Origin of the sequence: Bartonella sp. MR30HLJHH (genome assembly GCF_042194195.1) — a bacterium.
GTDB lineage: Bacteria > Pseudomonadota > Alphaproteobacteria > Rhizobiales > Rhizobiaceae > Bartonella > Bartonella grahamii.
In genome coordinates this window covers 1-780 of record NZ_JBHIMO010000100.1, presented here as the reverse complement: position 1 = coordinate 780, position 780 = coordinate 1, and the positions used below count along the sequence as shown (strand labels likewise).

The following is a 780-nucleotide window of genomic DNA, read 5'->3' as shown; positions in this document are numbered from 1 at the left end:
CCATCTGTGGCAATGTGTGATAATTTATAAGTAGGACCTGTAAAAGTACCATCTTTATATCCAGCCCCACCGCCAAAATATGTCGCAACGTTATTGCCTAGTGAATGAAGCTGTGAGCCATTAATGGCATCTGTGGAATCTTTCGTAATAGCTCCTGCTGCAAGAGACGTTATCTTGCTGTTATCTTCACTGTCCCCATGCGTCGTTACAAACGCACCTTTAGACTTATCCCACAACAAGGCGTCAGCCTGAGCAGTGGTAATCTCATTGGTAATCTCTTTATGTAAATCCGTGAAAGAAGTTCCTACACCGGCAAACGCTGAAGCCACATCTGTATAGCTCTCCTCACTCTCAGTTCCATCAGATTTTACTGTTTTAACCGTGAACGTAGGTTTGCTCCATTTGCCATCCTCATACTTAGCTCCTCCACCCAAAGATTTCGCAACTTTATCACCTAACCCATGAAGCTGATTACCCGTTACAGCATCCGTGGAACCATCCTTAATGACGCCATCTAAAAGAGATGTAAGCTTGCTATTGCTTTTGCTATCTTTCTCTCCATGCGTCGCTACAAAGGCATGTGCAGCGTCGCTCCATAATAAAGCATCACCATTAACCGCTTGAGTAATATTACTTAGTTTTTCATCAAACTTTTTGACCTCATTAGACAGATGAGTGTTCACATTCTTGACACTCGTATCAAGACCCGCAAACGCACTACCAACATCATTGAAGCTCGTCTTTCCCACATCACCATCTGCAGAAACATTAGAGATCTCG

At 43.3% G+C, this 780-nt stretch carries 1 pseudogene; it reads right to left on the bottom strand.

Going from position 1 to position 780, the window contains the following annotated elements:
* Positions 1 to 780, bottom strand: a pseudogene (locus ACFIKR_RS09550) (hypothetical protein); the annotation flags it as partial.